Origin of the sequence: Streptococcus sp. DD10, assembly GCF_001578805.1 — a bacterium.
Lineage (GTDB): Bacteria > Bacillota > Bacilli > Lactobacillales > Streptococcaceae > Streptococcus.
Window position 1 is genome coordinate 57,223 of sequence record NZ_KQ969160.1, and the last position, 20,177, is coordinate 77,399.

At 38.1% G+C, this 20,177-nt stretch carries 15 protein-coding genes and 2 pseudogenes; 6 read left to right on the top strand and 11 right to left on the bottom strand.

Features of this window, described 5'->3' with window-relative positions:
• Positions 1 to 100: 100 nt before the first annotated feature.
• The 4 genes and pseudogenes from STRDD10_RS05690 to STRDD10_RS05705 all read right to left on the bottom strand — a co-directional run bounded on the left by STRDD10_RS05690 (position 101) and on the right by STRDD10_RS05705 (position 5,375).
• Positions 101 to 667 (bottom strand): DJ-1 family glyoxalase III, encoded by a 567-nt coding sequence (locus tag STRDD10_RS05690; RefSeq protein ID WP_067193848.1) that lies wholly within the window; start codon positions 665 to 667, stop codon positions 101 to 103.
• 23 nt (positions 668 to 690) lie between these two features.
• Positions 691 to 1,908: an FtsW/RodA/SpoVE family cell cycle protein gene (locus STRDD10_RS05695; RefSeq protein ID WP_067193850.1), complete on the bottom strand. Its 1,218-nt coding sequence runs from the start codon at positions 1,906 to 1,908 to the stop codon at positions 691 to 693.
• 43 nt (positions 1,909 to 1,951) lie between these two features.
• A pseudogene (locus tag STRDD10_RS05700) lies at positions 1,952 to 2,919 on the bottom strand (YeiH family protein).
• Between the two features lie 5 nt (positions 2,920 to 2,924).
• Positions 2,925 to 5,375, bottom strand: coding sequence for a bifunctional DnaQ family exonuclease/ATP-dependent helicase (locus tag STRDD10_RS05705; protein WP_067193852.1), 2,451 nt, complete (start codon positions 5,373 to 5,375; stop codon positions 2,925 to 2,927).
• A gap of 152 nt (positions 5,376 to 5,527) precedes the next feature.
• On the opposite strand from STRDD10_RS05705, the gene STRDD10_RS05710 reads away from it, so the two are divergent.
• The gene (locus STRDD10_RS05710; protein WP_067193853.1) at positions 5,528 to 6,160 is read left to right on the top strand and encodes an MBL fold metallo-hydrolase; all 633 of its coding nucleotides are present in this window, start codon (positions 5,528 to 5,530) and stop codon (positions 6,158 to 6,160) included.
• A 160-nt stretch (positions 6,161 to 6,320) separates the two neighbouring features.
• On the opposite strand, the gene tpiA is transcribed toward STRDD10_RS05710, so the two are convergent.
• Entirely contained in the window at positions 6,321 to 7,079 is a 759-nt protein-coding gene (gene tpiA / locus STRDD10_RS05715) for a triose-phosphate isomerase (protein WP_067193855.1), read from the bottom strand.
• Between the two features lie 198 nt (positions 7,080 to 7,277).
• Here tpiA and STRDD10_RS05720 point away from each other — a divergent pair, with 198 nt between their 5' ends.
• A complete protein-coding gene (locus STRDD10_RS05720; protein WP_067193857.1) occupies positions 7,278 to 8,936 on the top strand; it encodes an Rqc2 family fibronectin-binding protein in 1,659 nt (552 codons plus the stop codon).
• Positions 8,937 to 9,118: 182 nt separating this feature from the next.
• Here STRDD10_RS05720 and STRDD10_RS05725 read toward each other — a convergent pair whose 3' ends face one another.
• From STRDD10_RS05725 to STRDD10_RS05740, 4 genes are all read right to left on the bottom strand, one after another.
• Entirely contained in the window at positions 9,119 to 9,586 is a 468-nt protein-coding gene (locus STRDD10_RS05725; RefSeq protein ID WP_231853380.1) for a flavodoxin family protein, read from the bottom strand.
• A gap of 11 nt (positions 9,587 to 9,597) precedes the next feature.
• Complete coding sequence (budA, locus tag STRDD10_RS05730; RefSeq protein ID WP_067193859.1) at positions 9,598 to 10,314, bottom strand: acetolactate decarboxylase; 717 nt, start codon at positions 10,312 to 10,314, stop codon at positions 9,598 to 9,600.
• Positions 10,315 to 10,468: 154 nt separating this feature from the next.
• Positions 10,469 to 11,698: a tetratricopeptide repeat protein gene (locus tag STRDD10_RS05735; RefSeq protein WP_067193860.1), complete on the bottom strand. Its 1,230-nt coding sequence runs from the start codon at positions 11,696 to 11,698 to the stop codon at positions 10,469 to 10,471.
• Positions 11,688 to 12,857, bottom strand: coding sequence for an AI-2E family transporter (locus STRDD10_RS05740; protein ID WP_067193862.1), 1,170 nt, complete (start codon positions 12,855 to 12,857; stop codon positions 11,688 to 11,690). Before STRDD10_RS05740 ends, STRDD10_RS05735 begins: the two co-directional genes overlap by 11 nt.
• 189 nt (positions 12,858 to 13,046) lie before the next feature.
• Here STRDD10_RS05740 and STRDD10_RS05745 point away from each other — a divergent pair, with 189 nt between their 5' ends.
• Both STRDD10_RS05745 and STRDD10_RS05750 read left to right on the top strand, forming a co-directional pair.
• Entirely contained in the window at positions 13,047 to 14,057 is a 1,011-nt protein-coding gene (locus tag STRDD10_RS05745; protein ID WP_067193863.1) for a lactonase family protein, read from the top strand.
• 21 nt (positions 14,058 to 14,078) lie between these two features.
• The gene (locus STRDD10_RS05750) at positions 14,079 to 14,264 is read left to right on the top strand and encodes a hypothetical protein (protein WP_067193865.1); all 186 of its coding nucleotides are present in this window, start codon (positions 14,079 to 14,081) and stop codon (positions 14,262 to 14,264) included.
• 610 nt (positions 14,265 to 14,874) lie between these two features.
• On the opposite strand, the gene STRDD10_RS05755 is transcribed toward STRDD10_RS05750, so the two are convergent.
• Positions 14,875 to 15,771 carry a LysR family transcriptional regulator gene (locus STRDD10_RS05755; protein WP_067193867.1) on the bottom strand — a complete coding sequence of 299 codons (897 nt, stop codon included), beginning with the start codon at positions 15,769 to 15,771 and terminating at the stop codon, positions 14,875 to 14,877.
• A 279-nt stretch (positions 15,772 to 16,050) separates the two neighbouring features.
• Between STRDD10_RS05755 and STRDD10_RS05760 the strand changes: the two are divergent.
• Together STRDD10_RS05760 and STRDD10_RS05765 are read left to right on the top strand one after the other, a co-directional pair.
• Positions 16,051 to 17,673, top strand: a pseudogene (locus STRDD10_RS05760) (malolactic enzyme).
• 21 nt (positions 17,674 to 17,694) lie between these two features.
• A complete protein-coding gene (locus tag STRDD10_RS05765) occupies positions 17,695 to 18,969 on the top strand; it encodes a 2-hydroxycarboxylate transporter family protein (RefSeq protein ID WP_067193868.1) in 1,275 nt (424 codons plus the stop codon).
• 231 nt (positions 18,970 to 19,200) lie between these two features.
• On the opposite strand, the gene STRDD10_RS05770 is transcribed toward STRDD10_RS05765, so the two are convergent.
• Positions 19,201 to 20,001: a TraX family protein gene (locus tag STRDD10_RS05770; protein ID WP_067193870.1), complete on the bottom strand. Its 801-nt coding sequence runs from the start codon at positions 19,999 to 20,001 to the stop codon at positions 19,201 to 19,203.
• Positions 20,002 to 20,177: the final 176 nt, after the last annotated feature.

A 20,177-nucleotide genomic window follows, 5' to 3' on the forward strand; every position in this document is an offset into this window, starting at 1 on the left:
TATGAGTTTTTTTGTTGCACTATATTTTACAATTTATCTTATGGAAAAATGAAAAGTTGAGACAGAGGTGACACTATCTAACCGAGAGATAAAATAACTTTTAAGGACGATGGTTTAAACAATCACCAAAAACATCACGATAAAGCATGGCATCTCTTAACGACTCCGCATCTCCTCCTAGTGTCGTAACCAGCTCATAACTAAATGCTAGAGCTGTCGCAGGGCCACGACTAGTGATGAGTTTTCTATCTTTCACAACCGTCTCTTTTTGATAAATACCGTCACTAATTTGCTCCTTAACACTATCATAACAGGTAAAGGACTTGCCTTTTAAAATACCTGCCTGATCTAAAACGATTGGAGCTGCGCAGATAGCAGCGATATACTTTTCTTCTAACTCAAATTGTTTCAAAGTTTCAATAACTCGAGGATTATCCCTTAAATTGGTCGCCCCTGGCATCCCTCCAGGCAAAACTAACATATCATAATCATGAAGACCAACTTCAAATAACCGATCAACTTGAATACAAATACCATGAGAGCCTGTCACCTCATTTTCAAAACCAATCATATCACAAGAAATAGATGCGCGGCGAAGAACATCCACCACTGTGAGAGCTTCTATCTCCTCGAAACCTGTCGCTAACAAAAGGGCTACTTTTTTCATACTAACCTCCTAAATACTCTTTCTTAAAATAATTTTTTCCGTTTTTGCGGTTGAGGATTTTCTCTCTCTTCCTTAAGTGAATTCTGATAACTCATTGATAAAATCAATCCCACAGCAATCAAATTCGTCACGATAGAGGAACCTCCTTGTGAAATAAAAGGTAAAGGAATCCCTGTTAAAGGTAAAATCCCAGTGACTGCACCAATATTCTCAAAAATATGAAACACTAGCATCATGATAATTCCAGTTGAAATATAGGTATAAAAGGAATCTTTGGATAGAACTGTGACCACTACTATACGATAAAGTAATAGAAGATACAAAAAGATAAGAAAAATTGCCCCTATAAAACCAAAATTCTCTGCTATCACTGTAAAAATCATATCACTCTCTCGAACAGGAATCAAGAGATTCGATTGATTAAAACCTTGTCCCAATAAGCCACCACTGCCAACAGCTATCTGCCCTTGAGCTTGTTGATAAGCTGTTGTTTGTGCATAATCAAAAGGGTTAAGCCAAGCTAAAATTCGATTGATTTGATAAGTAGGCATACCAAGACGATGCAAAAAACCACGACCATTTTCAAATGAAAAAATCAGTAAAAAACCTGTCAAAGCTCCTCCGGCCACTACCAGTATTGGTACAATGATTCTCCAAGAGATACCAGACAGAAAAAGAACTCCTGAAAAAATAGCCCAAAAGACAAGTGAAGTCCCAAAATCTTTTTGAAGAATCAGTAAAATCATAACGGGAAAGGTATGTAGCATAGCTCGACCAATCAATATAAAATCTTTCATTCCCCTCCTATTTTTTTCAAAATAGCTATCCGGTAGTAAAACGAGACAACGAGAAAGCATGAGAATGTAAACAATCTTCATAAACTCAGAAGGTTGGAACAAAGTTACTGAACCAATGGTTACCCAGTTTTTAGAACCAGTCGAAGCCACTAAACTAGGGCTATAAAAGAAGAGAGGCAAAACCATTAACGTCAAACCCAATAAATACAAATAAGGGGTAACTCTCCATAAGAAATTCCTACTAAACAACATAACAAGGAGACTTACAAATATTCCTAAAATAATCCATGCTAGTTGTTGTCCAATAATTGGGATAAAATTTTGGGGATAGTCGTGATTAACAGCAATATAAATAGATACCATCCCAACTATTAATAATAAAAATACAGGTAAAATTACACTATAATCCACGCGATTATCCATGATCCGTCGTAGATTGTTCATATATCCTCCTTCACAAGTGATAGCATAGCGAATCACTCCGTCCTCACCAAATAAGGAAAAAACTAACTAAACTGACTGCTAGCCAAGCAAGAAAACCTGTTAAAAGTGGTGCTAGACCAGTTCTATAAAATTGCTCAAAGGAAACTTTCGTTCCAATAGCAAATAAAGCCATCGCCATCAGCCATTGAGAAAATAGTTTTGCATATGGAATCATTTCTTTTGGAAAGATACCTAGGCTAGAAAGCAAAGAGGCCAAAGAAAACCAAAGAATAAACCATGGGACAATCTTCGTAATCCGAAGCTGTGTCTTTACTCCTTTCTCCTTTTGAAAGCGATAGAATACAAAAAGTAAGCAAGCTGGCACAATCATTAAAGCACGAGATAATTTGACAATCGTTGCCATGTCGCCTGCTTTTTGGCTAAAACTATACCCCGCTGCGACAACTGAAGAAGTATCATTGATAGCTGTCCCAGCCCAAGTGCCAAAAACGAGATCAGGCATTTGAAAAAGATGACCTAAAAATGGAAAAAGGAGTAAAGCTACTATATTAAAAAAGAAAATTGTTGAGATAGACAAGGCTACTTCTTCTTCTTTTGCCTCTAGAATTGGACTAGCTGCTGCAATAGCAGAACCACCGCAAATCGCAGTTCCAAACCCAATCAAGAGTGCAATATTTTTCTTTACCCCTAATTTTCTACCAAAAAATAAGCTGTCACAAAGGCGATAAAAATTGTAAAGAGAGAAAGTTTTAATGAAGACAAGCCAATTGCTGATACTTGAGAAAATGATAAGGTAAATCCTAAAAATAGAATACTATACTGCAATCCATTCTTTCCCACCTGATTCAGGCCAGTTGATAGCCATTCTGGTATCCTTATAAAGCGTCTCACAGCAATCCCTAAAAGCAATGCAAAAATACTAAATCCTAAAAAAGGAAAAAGCTCTCCCAGAAAAATTGCCACTCCTGCTCCAAAAAAAGAAAGTAAAATTCCCCCAAACTTTCCATTCATCCATTTCACCTCTCTAAAAATTTCTTTACAGATAATAAAATACCTTCAAAACCGTCTTTCTTAACCTCTGCCTGTTTGGCTAGTTGTTCTTTGATTTGTCGGCCATATTTTTTATTGAAAACTCGCTTATCTAAGATAATTACAGCCGAAAATTGGTCTGTTCTTCTTTGAATGCGTCCCATAGCTTGACGTAACTTCATAATCATCATCGGTAGGCTATAATCATAGAAAGAATTTTTCCCTTCCTTAATAAACCGATCTGTTATTTTTTTTAAAAAAGGATCCTTAGGATTATCAAATGGAAGACGTGTGATAACCTCGATAAAACGGTCCGATTGTAAAAAATCAACCCCTTCCCAAAAGGATCCCATTCCTAGTAAAATCTGACTTTCTCCTCGTTCGAAACGTTTCTTTAGATTGCTCGCATCACCATTTTTCCCTTGAGCTAAATGTGACAGTGTTAATCTATCAGATACTTCATACAACAAGTCTTTGGCTGTAAAAAGAACCAGAATAGGATAATTTAAAGATTTTAACCTTTCCAATCTATCAATGATATGAGTCGCATAATCTTCCAGACTCAATTGGGTTATACTTGGAAAATCTTTATCCACATAAATCTGTTGATTATTTCTCTGTTCTTCTTCTAACCGATAATATACTGCCTGTTCAAAACCTAACAGATCTGCAATCGATACACGAGAACTAATATCTAAAGTCGCAGAGAGAAACAAGACTTGGCTATCTTTCGGCAAGAAACTAGTAAACGGGAGGATATCAACCCTAGAAGCATGAAACCAAATCGTACGATGGTGATCAAATCGTTCTTCTTCCAACCACCAATTCGAAAATTTAGATGACAAGGCATCTTTTAATTCCATAAGACAAGGAAGGGATAATTCCAGTACATCCTGACGCATCCGCTCAATGCTCACCTGATTTAACCCTTTTTCTCCCACCAGTTGATAATCTTCTAACATCGAATTGATTTCAAACTGAATACTCTCTAGTAAGCGACGATTAAGAATGGTGGAACTTTGCTGATATTCCTGATGAATTTCCTGTAACAATTTATTCAGATTCAGTCTCTTGCGACTGAACGATTCGAGAGCAGATATGAGTTTTTGAGCTTCATCTACAATCAATAATCGATCTGCAATCAATGTTTTATCATCCTCTAAACGTGTCAGAAGATAAGCATGATTCGTTACAATTACGCGTGCAGAATTGGCCTTTTCTTGACCAATTCTCCAAAAGTCCTCGGCATAAAATAGAGACTTTTTGCTCAATTCTCCGTCATGCTGAATATAAGGTAGAAAAGCTTCATAACGCTGTAGTTGACCTATTTCTGATAAATCACCTGTTTCCGTTTCAGTTAACCAAACCAAAAGAAGCAATTTAAAACGATTTAAAAGACGATTTTCATCCATACCTTGTAACAAAGAATAAAATTTTTCTAGCTTAATGTAGTTACGCGGCCCCTTAAGACTGTGAAAAGTTGTATGAAAAGTTTCTTGTATGTTTCGTCCCTCTTGATGAAGCAATTGATCTTGTAAAATTTTGGTTGGAACTGAGATAAGAATTTTTTTATCTGAGTGAACTAAAGCTGATAAGAGGTAAGCATACGTTTTTCCAAGACCAGTTTGTGCCTGTAAAAAAGATATTTGATGTTCTTTTAATGCTTTTTCTACAAAATCTGCAAAAACTGCTTGCTGATCTCGAACTTTCAATCCTAACAAGGCCATGTTTTTATCAAAATTCTTTGATAAATGGAAAGCTTTTGATGACTCTTTAGTTTTTTTGATAAAGATTCCCTGTGTTTCTATCAAGTCTTTAGATGAAAATTGTGACATATCGATAAAAACTTCTTCTATCGCAAGTCGTGTCTCATAAAGTAAATGATCTGAAAGTTCCAAAATTGATTCAACCAAAGGAGCAGGCAACCCTCTAATTTTATCTTGAATTTTTAAAAAAAGCTGTGCCGTAGCTTGAGCATCTGATAAAGCTGTATGGGCCCGACTAAGATCAAGACCTAGATTTTCAGATAAAACAGAGAGATTAAATCTTTCTAAGTTTGGATAGAAAACTTGTGCTAACTCTACAGTATCTACACGTGGACTCAAAAGTTCAAACCCTTCCCAAAAAAGAGCTTCTGCCAATAAATCTGCATCAAATTTCACATTATGTGCAACAAATATACAGTCTGAAATGAGATGATAAATATCACGAGCTACCTGAGAAAATTCAGGAGCTTCTGCCAATCGTTCATCCGTCAAGCCTGTCAACTCTTTAATATGACTACTTAGCGGTTCATGAGGATTGACATCCGTTTCATAAGTAGTTTTTATCTCTCCTTTCTCGATAATCACAATTCCTACCTGTATAATTTTTGCATTGCTTCCAGGGCTGGTAGCCTCTAAATCCACTACCGCATATCGATTGTTATTCTGTGTCATAATATGAAAATTATACCATAGACCCCTTACTTTTGCACAGATAAGAAAGAAAAAGAAGAATTTCCTTTTCTCAAAAAAATTCTTCTTTTTCAAGCAAAACGATGCATTTTCAAATATTTTTTGCTATGCTAGTATAAAAAGAGGTTAGTAACATGAACATTCATAAAATTATCAACCCTGTTGCCTATGAAAATACCTATATTATTGAAAACGACAACTACCTGCTGGTTATTGATCCAGGCAGTGATTTCAATACAATTCAAAATAAGTTAATCACCTTAGCAAAACCTATTTCTGCTATTCTGTTGACCCATACACATTATGACCATATCATGAGTCTCGAGGCTGTTCGTCGTCATTTCGGTCACCCCCCAGTATATGTATCAGAACCCGAAGCAAGTTGGCTCTACACCCCTGTAGATAATCTCTCTGGTTTACCACGACACGATGATATGGAAGATATTATTGCTCATCCTGCTGAAGAGATTTTTTATCTAAAGCAAGACTATCATATAGACGGTTTCCACTTCCAAGTGCTTCCAACACCCGGACATTCCATTGGTGGAGTTTCATTCGTCTTTCCGGATGCAGATATGGTCCTCACTGGTGATGCACTCTTTCGAGAGACAATTGGACGCACGGACCTTCCAACTGGCAACATGGAACAATTACTTCATAGTATCAAAACACAACTACTTACACTACCTAAGCACTATACTGCTTACCCTGGACACGGTCCCGAAACTACTATTTCTCACGAAAAAAACTTCAACCCATTTTTATAGTCTCTTCTTTTTCTATCGCTCTCCAACTACCTTACCTCGCATAAGTATAAACTATGTCTCACTGTTTCCATTAAATAAAGCAAAGGTCGTCATCAACTGAACTAGTAAAATACAAAACGAGCACGGAATTTTCTCCATGCTCGCTTTTTTTGAATCTTTATTATTTAACGAAGTCCAAAAGTGCCAAGAAGCTTTCTGCTTCAAGTGATGCACCACCTACAAGAGCTCCATCAACGTCTGGACAAGCCATGTATTCAGCAACGTTTTCAGGTTTAACTGATCCACCGTATTGAACACGTACTTTGTCAGCAACTTCTTGACCAAAGTCAGCAGCGACAACGTCACGCACCACTTTACACATTTTTTGTGCGTCGTCTTGTGAAGCTGATTTACCAGTACCGATCGCCCAGATTGGCTCGTAGGCAATAACAGATGCAGCTACTTGTTCTGTAGTCAAACCTGCCAAAGCAGCAGATACTTGAGCACCTACGAATTCAGCCGCTTTACCAGCTTCGTAAGTTTCAAGGCTTTCACCACAACAGATGATTGGAAGTAAACCATTTGCAAAGATTGCTTTTGCTTTTTTGTTGATGTCTTCGTCAGTTTCATGGAAGTAATCACGACGTTCTGAGTGACCAATAACAACGTAGTTAACACCCATTTCTGACAATACTTTTGGAGAAGTTTCACCAGTGAAGGCACCTTCATTCTCAAAATAGCAGTTTTGAGCTGCAACTTTCAATTCTGAATCTTTTGCAAACCAAAGCAAAGCATTCAAATCAACTGCAGGAGCAGCAATTGCTGCTTCAACAAGGTCTGAAGATGGCAATTTACCTACTAAAGCTTCCACAAAAGCTTGAGCCTCTTGCGGATTTTTATTCATTTTCCAGTTACCAGCGATAAACGGTTTACGTGACATTTCACATACCTCTTTTTTCTATATTTTCAGTCTCTATTTTACCATAATTCAGACGGTAAAGAAAGTGTAAAAGAAATTTTTATGAAAATAATAAAGTGGATAGGGATTCCCTTTCCTTCGCACAAAAAGTGAATTTCCCATTTTAAGCCTTTTTTGGTATAATATTAACAGAACTTCCAGAAAGAGAGTAACAAGGACATGTCATTTGACGGCTTTTTTTTACACCATATGGTAGATGAACTACAGCATGAATTACTTAATGGTCGTATCCAAAAAATCAACCAACCTTTTGATCAAGAACTCGTTTTACAAATTCGAAGTAATCGTAAAAATCAGAAATTGCTTATCTCATCTCATCCAGTATTTGGTCGAATCCAACTGACCCAAACGAACTTTGAAAATCCAGCCTTTCCAAACACTTTTATCATGGTATTGCGTAAGTACCTGCAAGGTGCCATTATCGAATCTATCCAACAGATAGAAAATGATCGAATCCTTGAAATCTCAGTTTCAAATAAAGATGAGATTGGAGATACTGTTGCAGTGACTCTTGTAATTGAAATTATGGGGAAACACAGTAACATTATCCTGCTAGATAAAACGACAAATAAAATTATTGAAGCAATTAAGCATGTCGGCTTCTCACAAAATAGTTATCGGACTATTTTACCAGGTTCTAACTACTTGCTACCACCACAAACACAAGCAGTCAATCCCTTTAATATTTCAGATGAACCCCTATTCGAAATCTTGCAAACTGAAGAGTTGCAAGCAAAGAATCTACAAAAACTTTTTATGGGATTGGGACGGGACACTGCAATGGAACTAGCTAACCATCTAGTAAATGATCGATTAAAAAATTTTCGTTCTTTTTTTGCAGAAAGTCTCTCTCCTTGCTTAACTGAGAAATCTTTTTCAGCTATTACTTTTTCAGATTCCCAAGAACAAGAATTTTCCAGCCTATCCGATTTACTTGATTACTACTATGTTGAAAAAGCAGAGCGAGACCGTGTACAGCAACAAGCATCTGAACTCATCCGTCGCGTCGATAGCGAACTAGAAAAAAATCGGAAGAAACTGCAAAAACAAGAAGACGAGCTACTTGCAACAGAGAATGCTGAAGAATTCCGACAAAAGGGAGAATTACTAACTACCTTTCTACATCAGGTTCCAAATGACCAAAATCAGGTTGTGCTAGATAATTATTATACAAATGACAAAATTACAATTTCCCTTGATAAAGCACTAACTCCAAACCAAAATGCCCAGCGTTACTTTAAACGCTATCAAAAACTAAAGGAGGCTGTTAAACATTTGACTAGTTTAATTGCCGAGACCAAGGAAACCATTCTCTACTTAGATAGTGTAGAGACTGCTTTGTCTCAAGCAAGTCTAGCTGAGATTGCTGAAATTAGAGAAGAGTTAATTCAGACTGGATTTATCAAAAGACGCCATCGCGAAAAAATTCAAAAACGACAAAAACCTGAAAAATATATGGCAACTGATGGAAAAACCCTCATTTTAGTTGGACGAAATAATCTCCAAAACGAAGAACTCACCTTCAAGATTGCTAAGAAAGATGAATTATGGTTCCATGCTAAAGATATCCCTGGAAGTCATGTCGTGATTATCGGAAACCTAAATCCGAGCGATGAAGTCAAGACGGATGCTGCTGAACTTGCTGCCTTTTTCTCTAAAGCCAGATTGTCTAACCTTGTTCAAGTTGATATGATTGAAACCCGTAGGCTCAATAAACCGACAGGTGGAAAACCCGGATTTGTTACTTACACGGGACAAAAAACACTTCGTGTTACACCAGATGTTGAAAAAATAAAATCCATGAAAATAGAAAAATAAGAGAGTGGGACAGAAATCGGTAATTCGTTAGAATTCGATTTCGTCGTCCCACCTCCGCACAGTTGAGTAGGGCTGTAAAAGCTGATGAAATCAGCGTGGTAGAGCCCACTCAACCACTGCGTCTTGCTCGACAATCCAAAAACAATTGAGAGGCTAGGACTTTTGTCCCAGCCTCATTTTTACTACAACTTTTCCTGGAGGGTGAATAACTCCCAGTTCTCGATATCTTCTAGTTCATAGTTAGTCACTACCATTCCTTGATAGTTCATCCCATAGTTACGACAAAATCGTTTAAAACTATAATCTAAGCCCGGCAGTTCATCACTCGGCTGTGATCCTTGCACCAATAAATAAATTTTCTTTTTCCTTAATTCCTTCGGCGGATAAGGAACATCTGCAATGCGATCCATAAATGTTTTCAGAAGTCCAGAAAAAGTCCACCAATAGATTGGACTAGTAAAGACTACTTGATCTGCTTGTGCAAATAATTCGTATACCTTAAAAAATTCATCTTGTTCCCCAATTTGACTGTATTGATGAATCTGATAATCTACCAAGTGCAAGACTTGATAGTCTTGCTTTTCTAGGAATTTTGAAGCTAGCTTCATGCTATTTCCATCCTTATTTGGGCTGGCATTTATTAAAAGCAATTTCCCACCTCCTATTCTGCTTTAGTGATATCCTGACGAACTTCATTAACGTTAAACTTAGCAAAAAGATATTGTCTATCTTGCACAGGAAATCGCTGATCTAGTTGGTCAATTGCTCCCACTTCAACAATACCTTCCTTGATCACAAAATCCATAACATGCCCCCCAAAACTATGATCGTCAGATATAAAGTGTAAGTGGTAACCTGCTACACTAACCCCATGAAAAATCTCTGGCGTCCAAAACCCAACAATCGTTCCTGTAATATTTTCACGGAGATATTCAGGTTGATGTGTTGCCACGTCAGCAAATTTTGTTTCTGATGTCGATTTTGGAATCATGCGTACATGCATATTTGCAAAATCACCATGAATTTTGATAGAACGAAACAAATTTTCTCCATCGTAATAAGACTCAATCCGTTCCTCTAACTCCTTATCAGTCATTTCAAACCGTTGTCGAAAAATGACCTCCGCTTGATGGGGAACTACTGCAGCATAAGGAACTTTGGCATCCGCTGCAACTTCCACAACCTCAGGAACATCTCCAGCCCCCTTAGCCTGGTAGGCTTTACCATCTAACACTATCAACTCCCCATCGATTGAATCCAGAGTCCCAATTCCCAAATCTCCATGCTCTAAAAGTTCACCGATAGTAAAAGAACCACCATATAGGCCCGCCATAAGAGCACCTAATGTATTATATTGAAACAACTTAACAGGTTCCATTTTTTTATAGCCTTTCTTTTCTTTTGGGTAGCAAGTCTACTAGACTCCTCCACTTAACTTCTTAACTCAAACAAATTTAACAACGAATAACAGAATAGTATCAAGAAGAGAATACTGATTAGATAAATCGTCAACACGCACTTCTTGACAAATCCTACATACTATTTAGAAATTCCTGTATATGAATCGCATCAGGCACCATACTTAGATAATGCTCTGCTTGTACTTTCGCCTCCTCAAGTTGTCCATTTTCTCTGAGAAGGTAGATATAGTTTTCTAGAAATTCAGGATTATCCTTTAAATCTTCTAGCAACTCTTTATATAGACTGTTCGCTTTTTCTACTTGTTCTAGGGCATAATAACTGCGACCGATATTCCATTTTGTTAGGACATTGTCTAACTCAAGATTATCAAACTCCACAACTTCTGCAAATCGTTTTTGTTCTAAATAAAGATTGGTTAAGCGTAATGCGATTTCTTCTATATCTTCTGCCTGTTCAGCAGCTTCTAACAAATAATTTTCTGCCGCTTCTTCATCATGTAACTCGTAGGAAAACTGCGATGCTAACAATAAAAGATGGGTGTCAAAAGGGTTCTTAGCTATCCCTTTTTTGATCATTGCTAGTGCCTCTTCTAGCAAGTGCTCCTCATGAAGTGACTGAGCATATGGATACTCATATCCTTCAAAATCAGGAGAAATGGTGTCCAACTGTTTAAAATAAATATTCGCTCTCTGATACTCCTCTTGGTCATATAAAAGAGTTGCTAATTCATAAACTGTTTCATCATCAAATTCGAGTTCCACTGCTTTTTCTAGGAAATCAATAGCCACCTCAAATTTCCCTAGACTGGCATAAGCAACACCTATTCTCTGATAAGTTGAAATTCCTGTTACATCATAAATCTCTCTGTTATCTAGACTAGCATATTCTTTTATAGCTGTTTGAAAATTTCCCAGTTCAAAATCGATCTCGGCTAAACCAAAAATGATTAGAGAGTCATCTGACAATTGAGCCGCTTCTACTAATTTTTCTCTCGCAACATCAGCTAAGCCTTCCATCTGATAAAAATCTGCCTTCATTAGCAAGCTATTTAAATAGAAATCACTTTCTTGTGAAATACACTCCAAGTACCCAAAAGCTAGCTCCATATCGCCATCTTCGGCTGCAATACTAGCTAAACTAAGGTTAGCTTCTGGAAAAAGAGGCAAAAGTTGCTTGAAAATTTGCTTAGCCTGAGGGTAAAAACCTATTCCTTCTAAATATTGAGCCAACTCCCAAAGGACCAAATCATCATCTTCTTGCAAGGCACGATTTAGACTAGATTCAGCTTTTTCCAAATCCTGCTCCTCAAGGGCTAGCAACATTTGTTCACTATTTGTCACTTATCTCTCCTTCTTCAAAACTTTCTTCGTATAAACCACTAACTTTTTTATACCAATCAAAAATGGCTGCAATGATAACTTTTGCTGATGCATAAATTGGAATTCCTAAAAGAACTCCCCAAATCCCAAACATAGAGCCAGAGGTCAACAATACAAATAAGATCGTAATAGGATGAATGTTGAGCTGACTACCTAAGATAAGGGGAGAAACAAATCGGCCTTCGATCGTTTGCTCAACGATAAATACGAGAATAACCTTAATTAACATTACAGGTCCAGCAATCATTCCCAATACTAAAGCTGGTAGCATGGCTAGAAAACTTCCTAGATAAGGAACAAGGTTCAAAACACCAGCCGTCACCCCTAAAGTAATGGCATAACGTAGCCCAATCAATTTAAAGAACAAAATAAACATTAAAGCAACAATGATCGCAACCGTTACCTGACCACGAACATAATTCGCAAGTTGCATATTAACATCTGTCATCACTTGGCCGACTGATTTTCGAAACTTCGTTGGCAAAAATTGAGTCAAATAATCACGTAAATGCTTGCCATCTCGCAAAAGATAAAAGAGGATAAATGGCATGATAATGATTGCTACAATGATTTGTGAAGCAGCACTAATAAAGTTGGATGCCCAATTTACTAATCCACTAGAAAATTCGCTTAAAAAGGTTGTCAAATCAGTACTTAATTTATCCATCCATTGAGAAATATTTGGTCGATACTGCTCAAAAAGTTTATTAGCTAAAATCTGGTTGACCGATGTCTCTAGTTGGTTCATATAACGAGGTAAATGATCCACAAAGCTAGTCACTTGGTTCACAAGACTGGGAATTGCAACCGCTAGTCCCCAAACCAATAAAAAGGCAATCAATACAAAAACGATACTAATCGCAAGTAAGCGATTTATCTTATGTTTTTCTAAAATATCTACAATTGGATTTAACAAATAATAAAGTAGCCCAGCAAGAATGACAGGCAACATGATTGTCTGAATAAATCCAATAATCGGTGTAAAAATAAAACTAATTTTGCTAAGCAAAAAAATGTTTAGTCCTATTAATAAGGTAACTAATAAAACTGTAATTGCTTTATTATCTAAAAACCAATGAAAAAACCAACTACGGGAAAATTTTTTTTCTTTGATATCCATATTAACTCCTTCAAAGAATAGTGTCATTAACTCTCGCTTGGAAAATATTTCAAAACGAGCTCACTACCTATTTTATCATTTTTTTATAAAACCTTGTCTTTTAAAAGAAGATTTTAGGAAGACTTTTTTGTAACCATTTTCATCAGATTATGATATAATTTTTTTAACAGATGAAACAAGGAGGTCTCTATGACACAAAAAGTTTTTTTTGGTACATATACAAAGCGAGAATCCAAGGGGATTTATCAAGCTGATTTTGATTCTTCAACTGGAATATTGAGTAATCTTCAGCTTGCTAGTTCCATGTTGAATCCTACGTATCTTTCCTTCTCAGAGTCAGGTTTCCTATATTCTGTGGCTGCTAGAGAAAATAAAGGAGGTGTCGCTTCATATAGTCCCGACTTAACATTGCTAAATAGCTCCCTTGAAGAAGGAGCTCCACCTTGTTATGTTTCGGTAGACGACCAAAGAAGACTCGTTTTTGCGACCAATTACCACAAAGGGGAAGTCACTGTCTATAATATTCAAAATGATGGCAGTCTTAGTTTGGTCGATAAAGTAGTCCAAAAAGGTTCTGGTCCTCATGAAAATCAAGCATCCTCACATGTTCATTTTGCAGATTTAACCCCAGATCGTTTTCTTGTGACTTGTGATCTTGGCGCAGATAAAGTGACTACCTACGAGATTTCCACTGAAGGGAAGCTCAGCGTAATAGACGTCTACGAAACTATCCCTGGCGCAGGGCCACGGCATATCGTTTTCCACAATCACTTAAAAACTGCCTATTTGATCAATGAACTCAATTCTACTGTTGAAGTGCTTTTTTATGACGGAGCAGGTCAGTTTGAACATTTTCAAACCATCTCTACTGTTCCTGATGACTACACAGGTCAAAAATGGGCTTCTGCAATTCGCTTATCATCTGACGGACGCTTTTTATATACATCAGAGCGTGCTCACAACTCGATTGCGATTTTTGCAGTGTTAGCTGATGGAAGCTTGGAATTACTTGATATTGTTGCTAGCAAGGGGCTTGTTCCACGGGACTTTGCTATCTCTCCTGATGATAATTTCCTTATTGTTGCCCATCAAGAATCTGATCAAGTTACCGTTTTCAAACGCGATCAAAATAGTGGACTATTGAACTTACTCTCTCATGACTTTTACGTACCTGAAGGCGTATCAGTCCTATTCAAATAATATTTTTAAAAGGAGTTACCTATGAACCCAGTAGAATTATTTAACCAAGTTAAAGAATTAATTGCAAAAAAAGACTTCGAAGCAGCGAAAACTTTTGTTGAAACACACAAAGATGAACTTGGAGATTACCTCAAACAAGCCCAAGATTTGCTCGCTGGATCAAAAGGTATTGATGACGTTGTTGGTAAAATCAAGGGATTCTTCTAAATTCTCTAAATAATTGCTTTAACTAACTTTATCTTGCCTCATTTTTGAAAACGTACAATCATATCCACCCGTCAAACGGAGGGATTAAACTGGGACTATAATCCCTTACACTAGCCAGCGCCTAAAGACGCTGGCTTTCACATTATTCACGCTTCGGCGTTCTTGACTTACCATACTCCTCTTAAAAAGGCATTCGTTTTACTTCCACCATCCCTAAAAGAATCTTCATATTTTTCAACTCAAAATCCCTCTGCTATATCATGTATGACTCGTTGTTACATTTTCATACTCGTAAAGACATCATTCTCTCAATAATTCTTCTTTCACTTTGCACTAGAGTTTAACATTTTTATTGTAAGGTATTTGAAATTTTTTGATAAAACCGTCGTTAGCTGCATCCACATAGCAGATGTTTTCTTGTTTCGCTCTTCTATAAATACTGCTTCAAACCATAATTGATCTCAAATCTTACCAGGCGAGACGAACTACTAATCATAAAATAAAAAATTCCCAACTGATTGAGGATGCATTATCAGTTGAGAATTTTATTTTTTTGTCCCATTCGACAAGTGAAACAAATACTTTTCTAACTCATCATTTTCACCAGATGCTATATCACTTCTTCCTCCTTCATCGTGTCTAAGAGGGCCATAAATTCTTTTAATTCCTCTGTGAGATAGAGTTCTGGTGAGTAGGCATAGGCAACATGGAAATAGATTTTTTCTTGTGGGACGAAGGGAATGGCTACCAGATCCTTGTCGAGTTTAGAAAGAGCAGAAGCGGTTAAGATGGTGACACCTAAATTTTCTGCAACCATTTTTTTGATGAGGGGGAGGTTGTCGAGTTGGGTAGCAACCTTAGCTCTCCCACCGTTTCTCTTGTTCAGAGCATCAAAAGCGGTTAGGTGAATGTTGTGCTCGTCTAGTAGGATAAAGTCTTCGCTTAATAAATCTTGAAAGGCAACTTCCCTTTGCTGGGCGAGGGAGTGCTCTTTTGAGACCAGAAGGACTAATTCCCGCCGATAAAGGGGGACGGTAATGACCTGTTCCAGATTTAAAGGGCGTAAGCTCCCAAGTAAGCTGAAATCCAAGTCTCCCTCCAAGAGGCGTTTTCTCAGTTCTTGGGAACCGCCACAAATCAGGTGAAATTGACGAAGAAAGTTCAGGTTCTTTGGAGCAGAAGGGCAGTGCTCGAAAAATTCATTCATGATGATGGGAGGAAAACCGACTTCAATCTTGCCCAGGCGCGCGTGCTCCATGGCCTTTTCTAATTTGGATAAATCCTGCATGATTTGTCTGGCATGGCCCGCTAAAATGTGTCCAGTTTGGGTGAGGTGGTCAACGCGATTGGCTGTTGTTTTTTCAACTAAGGTAGTGCCAAATTTTTCTTCCAATCGCTTGATGGCATAGGTAATGGTTGGCTGACTGACATGAAAATGTTGGGCCACTTCGGTGAAGGATTTGCTTTCTGTTAGTTGCACGAAGTATTCTAAATCGCGGGTGTTCATGATCCTGCTCCTTGGTATAAGTGATTTTTATCTTGAATGATTGATGAAGCTTTCCTTTTTATGGGGGGCTTTTTCAGTTTATCTGGAGAAATTGATTTCCATCTAAGCTGACTAGCCAGTATCCCGATTCTCTGTGGATAAAGTCCAGCTTTTCCTTATATTCTACCAAAAAGGATTTTACTTATAAAGTTTTTTTATGATTTCTATGGGTGTTGACTATAATTTTTGGGAAGTTGTATAATACCCGACGTAAAGAAAAATACTATCGGAGGTGCCACCATGCGTGCACATGAAATTTTAAATAATCCATTCCTTAATAAAGGAACTGCTTTCACAATGGAAGAACGTAAAGAACTTGGCCTGATCGGTCTTCTTCCTCCATATGTTCAAACCATCGAAGAACAAGCTGAATAAGCTTACCAACATTTCTTGCGCAAACCATCAGACCTTGAAAAACGTCTTTTCTTGATGGAAATTTTCAATACAAACCGTACTCTTTTCTACTATCTCTTTAACCAACACATCGTTGAGTTCAACCCAATCGTCTATGATCCAGTGATTGCTGACACCATTGAACAATATTCTGAACTCTTTGTCGATCCACAATATGCGGCTTACCTTGATATTAACCATCCAGAAAATATCGAAGAAACCTTGAAAAATGCAGCTGGTGATCGTGATATCCGCTTGATCGTTGCAACTGATGCAGAAGGAATTTTGGGGATCGGTGACTGGGGTATCCAAGGGGTGGACATTTCTGTCGGTAAACTCATGGTCTACACAGCAGCAGCTGGTATTGACCCAGCTTGTGTTATGCCTCTTGTCATCGATGCGGGGACCAACCGTGAAGAACTCTTGAACAACCCAATGTATCTGGGGAACCGTCATGAACGGGTTCGTGGTGAAAAATACGATGCCTTTGTCAATCAATTTGTTCAAACGGCTGGAAATCTTTTCCCTAAACTCTACCTTCACTGGGAAGACTTCGGTCGTTCAAATGCGGCTGATATCTTGAACCGTTACAAGAAAGAAATCCCAACTTTCAACGATGATATTCAAGGAACTGGGATCGTTGTCTTGGGTGGTATCTTTGGAGCGATGGATATCACTGGTGAAAAATTGACAGACCAAGTTTACCTTTGCTATGGTGGTGGTTCTGCTGGTGCTGGTATCGCAGACCGTGTTCACGCTGAAATGGTTGCTGAAGGTCTTTCTCCAGAAGAAGCTTACAAACGTTTCTTCATGATTGATAAACAAGGTCTTTTGTTTGACGATATGGAAGATTTAACTCCAGCTCAAAAACCATTTGCTAAAAAACGCGCTGACTTTGAAGGAAAAGGAGACATGACCAGTCTTCTTGAAGTAATCAAAACTGTGAAACCAACCATCTTGGTCGGAACTTCCACAAACCCAGGTGCCTTCACAAAAGAAGTCGTCGAAGCAATGTGCCAAAATACAGAACGCCCAGTAATCTTCCCAATTTCAAACCCAACCAAGAAATTAGAAGCAACTGCCCAACAAGTCATCGAATGGTCAGACGGTAAAGCCTTTGTGGCGACCGGTGTCCCTTCAAGAACTATCAGCTACAAGGGTGTGGACTATGAAATCGGTCAAGCCAATAACGCGTTGATCTATCCAGGTCTAGGTCTTGGAATGTTGGCATCAGAAGCTAGTCTTTTGACAGACGAAATGATTGGGGCAGCTGCTCACTCCTTATCCGGTATCGTCAATCCAGGTCAACCAGGTGCTCCTGTCCTCCCTCCTTTCCAATATGTAGCTGACGTGTCTATCAAGGTTGCTGAAGCTGTTGCCAAGAAAGCTCAAGAACAAGGGTTGGCGCAAGCTAAGGAAACAGATATGGCAAAAGCTGTCCGTGACCTTAAATGGTATCCAACCTACTAAAAAGGAGCTGACTGAACAACCATGAAAAAATTGAATGAAATCAAAATTTCCGGTGTCAGTCTTCCTCTATATGCATTCATCGTCATCGTTCTTGCGGTGACGATTGCTATGGGGAAACTCCCACTCAATATGCTTGGAATCACCCTTTTATTGGTCGTGATGGGGCATCTTCTCTACTATATTGGTGAGAAACTTCCGATTATGAACTCTTACCTGGGCGGAGGCTCTGTCTTTACCCTGCTTGGGGCGACCCTGCTCGCTACTTTCCACGTCATTCCAAGTGACATCATAGTAGCAACTAAGGGCTTCTTAGGAGATTCTTTCGGCTTCTTGGACTTTTATATTGCCGCTCTCATCTGTGGCTCTATCCTTGGCATGAATCGAAATCTTTTGGTCAAGGCATCTGCCCGTTTTATCCCTGTCTCTCTTGTAGCCATGGTTGTAGGAGCTCTCTCAGTTGGTGCAGTAGGTGCTCTTCTTGGACAAGGGTTTGGGCATTCCATTCTCTATGTTTCCTTCCCTCAAATGGTCGGAGGCATGGGAGCTGGGATTTTACCCCTTTCCAAGATTTATGCAGCCAACCTTCATGCAAATCAAACAGCTATTTTCTCCCAGTTAGCGCCTGCTACAACCCTTGGGAATATCCTAGCTATTATCGGTGCAGTCATGATTGCAAAGGTATTTGCAAACAGCAAATATAATGGTCACGGCGTTCTCATCCCCGTCAATAAGGACGAATTAAAAAAAGAGAAACTGACCCTGGACCCAAGCGAAATTGGAGTGGGGATGATGTTTGCTTTCACCATTTTCTTGCTCGGTGTTATCTGTAATGCCTTTATTCCCAAAATTCACAGCTATGCTTTCATGATTATTATCGTATTCATCCTCAAGGCTCTCAATGCTGTGCCAAAGGCTCTTGAAAACTGTGTCGTCATGTTTAACCAAGTGATCATGACGAACTTGACTCATGCCGTTTTGGCTGGGATTGGTCTCTCTCTTATTGACCTTTCGACACTTGCTAAAGCCATGACTTGGGAATTCATCCTCCTTAGCTTGACTTCCGTAGTTGCGCTGGGCCTTGCTTCAGCCTTGATCGGAAAAATGGTTGGCCTCTATCCAGTTGAAACAGCGATTGGAGCCGGAATGATCAACAACTCCATGGGTGGAACAGGAAATATTGCGGTACTTTCAGCCTCTGATCGTATGGAAATGATTGACTTTGCCCAAATGGCCAATCGACTTAGCGGTGCTATTATCTTGATTTTAGGTGGCTTATTGGCTTCCATCTTGAACTAAGTCAATTTATTCAAAATAATAGATCAGCACCCACCAATTCAGTGTTTTCTTTCACTAATATGGTGGGTACTTTGTTCTTCAACTCTTTTACTCGAAAAACTCATACATGAAATCATGATTCACTAACTAGATCAAGCTAGAAAACTTATCTAATCTGCTCATTATAATTAACAGATAAGATATCATTTTCTGTTAAAATTCATAAAAAAAGTAGGACAAGGTACCTACTTTTTAATGCAACAAACTAGCTAGAATATAGAGCAAATAAAGATGGGCAGGGTAAAAAATATAGAAGAAGGATTTATCACCCCGGCCTTTTTCTCCATTATAGAAATAAATGGGAATAGCAGCAAAAATCATCATCCACTGGACACTAGCCGGATCTGTAATATACATCAGTAAAGAAATGATAGCCAAACTTCCTATCTTCCACAAAAACTTCTCACGGAAAATATAGAAAAACAAGCCTAGTAAAACCATAAGAAAACCACCCTCAGCTGTTAGGATATTTGGAATCAATAGGACTGTTAACGCTAGTCCTCTGGATAAAATAGGGGATAGATTGACCATTGTCAAAAAATTACCCAAGAATAAAATTGGTAAAACAAGAACAATCGGAAGGAAACATAATCCCAACGCCTTGAAAATCCCCTTTATAGATTTACTCTTCACACCTTCAACTAACAGATCCCATGCGCAAATATAAATCCCTGTCACAAAAAAGGTACTAAAAGCATTATTAGCTAATCCAATCTGTCCATTATCAAACAAACTTCCTATGATAAAATTAGCTATGACCATAAACCAGCTCATATAAAGCAGGCGACGCATATAGTGGGCACGATTGCGCGTATAGTAAAAGCTATCTGCTGCTAGAAAAAGAAAAATAGGGAACACCATTCGCCCCAACATATTCAACCAGATAGGAGCTCCCATCTCCAGAAACATCTCATGGATATGGTCCAAAAACATAAGAATAATAGCTAAAAATTTCAAATTGGTTGCTGTCGCAACTTTTTTTAATGCAGTCATGTTGTCTCCATTTCATTTTGTAATAGAGACTATTTTAGCAATTTTTCAGAAAGAAATCATGACGTTATCTTTCATTTTAGACAAAATGAATGACATTTTTGTAAGAATAAATTTCATAAATTTTAAAATTTTTTTACCAGTGCAAATAGCTTTCTCCCCCTATAGAATAACATAGT

Bases quoted from the DNA above. Each gene is read 5' to 3' on its own strand.
- STRDD10_RS05690 (WP_067193848.1), bottom strand. From the start codon at position 667: ATGAAAAAAGTAGCCCTTTTGTTAGCGACAGGTTTCGAGGAGATAGAA.
- STRDD10_RS05695 (WP_067193850.1), bottom strand. From the start codon at position 1,908: ATGAACAATCTACGACGGATCATGGATAATCGCGTGGATTATAGTGTA.
- STRDD10_RS05705 (WP_067193852.1), bottom strand. From the start codon at position 5,375: ATGACACAGAATAACAATCGATATGCGGTAGTGGATTTAGAGGCTACC.
- STRDD10_RS05710 (WP_067193853.1), top strand. From the start codon at position 5,528: ATGAACATTCATAAAATTATCAACCCTGTTGCCTATGAAAATACCTAT.
- tpiA (WP_067193855.1), bottom strand. From the start codon at position 7,079: ATGTCACGTAAACCGTTTATCGCTGGTAACTGGAAAATGAATAAAAAT.
- STRDD10_RS05720 (WP_067193857.1), top strand. From the start codon at position 7,278: ATGTCATTTGACGGCTTTTTTTTACACCATATGGTAGATGAACTACAG.
- budA (WP_067193859.1), bottom strand. From the start codon at position 10,314: ATGGAACCTGTTAAGTTGTTTCAATATAATACATTAGGTGCTCTTATG.
- STRDD10_RS05740 (WP_067193862.1), bottom strand. From the start codon at position 12,857: ATGGATATCAAAGAAAAAAAATTTTCCCGTAGTTGGTTTTTTCATTGG.
- STRDD10_RS05745 (WP_067193863.1), top strand. From the start codon at position 13,047: ATGACACAAAAAGTTTTTTTTGGTACATATACAAAGCGAGAATCCAAG.
- STRDD10_RS05750 (WP_067193865.1), top strand. From the start codon at position 14,079: ATGAACCCAGTAGAATTATTTAACCAAGTTAAAGAATTAATTGCAAAA.
- STRDD10_RS05755 (WP_067193867.1), bottom strand. From the start codon at position 15,771: ATGAACACCCGCGATTTAGAATACTTCGTGCAACTAACAGAAAGCAAA.
- STRDD10_RS05765 (WP_067193868.1), top strand. From the start codon at position 17,695: ATGAAAAAATTGAATGAAATCAAAATTTCCGGTGTCAGTCTTCCTCTA.
- STRDD10_RS05770 (WP_067193870.1), bottom strand. From the start codon at position 20,001: ATGACTGCATTAAAAAAAGTTGCGACAGCAACCAATTTGAAATTTTTA.